The sequence below is a fragment of the Citrobacter sp. VF227 genome (assembly GCF_052950715.1).
Genome location: NZ_JBRFVF010000133.1, coordinates 1 through 646 on the forward strand (window position 1 = coordinate 1; position 646 = coordinate 646).

General features: G+C 63.2%; 1 protein-coding gene. It reads right to left on the reverse strand.

Features of this window, described 5'->3' with window-relative positions:
- Positions 1-646: molybdopterin-dependent oxidoreductase (locus ACU8YC_RS25480; RefSeq protein ID WP_446896030.1), on the reverse strand; the 646-nt coding region annotated here is incomplete at both ends.

Here is a 646-nt window from a genome sequence, read left to right on the forward strand (position 1 = left end):
CGTTGGGGCCGGCCTGCATGTTGTTGGTCACCTGTGTCCAGTACACCTTCAGCACGCCGTCCTTGAGCTTGCGGCTCTGGTCGACGGCGTGGAACCCGGGCTTTTCCTGGATGGTGCCTTCGGGCAGCTTCCAGATCTTTTCGGTGGTGGCACGATGCTTGGGGTTGGTGACGGCCATGTCCGCTGGCAGGCGGTGGGAGAAGGTCCCGACCTCGCGCGCGGTGCCGCAGGCCGAGGGCTGGCCGGTGAGCGAGAACGGGCTGTTGCCCGGCCCGCTGATCTTTCCGGTGAGCAGATGGATGTTGTAGATCATGTTGTTCGCCCAAACACCGCGGGTGTGCTGGTTGAAGCCCATGGTCCAGAAGGACATCACCTTGACCTTGGGGTCGGCGTACAGATCGGCCAGGGCCTTCAGGCGCTCGGCCGGTACGCCCGATTCCTTGGTGGCGTGTTCCAGGGTGTAGGGTTTGAGGAACTCGACGTAGTCCTCGTAGCCAATGTCGGTCCAGGTGTTGGCCACCGCGGCATTCTCGGCCTTCAGCTCCAGCGGATCGGTCGGACGCAGGCCGTAGCCGATGTTCGTGGCACCCTTGGCGAATCGGGTGTGCTTGTCGATGAACTCCTTGTTCACTGCGCCGCTCTGGAT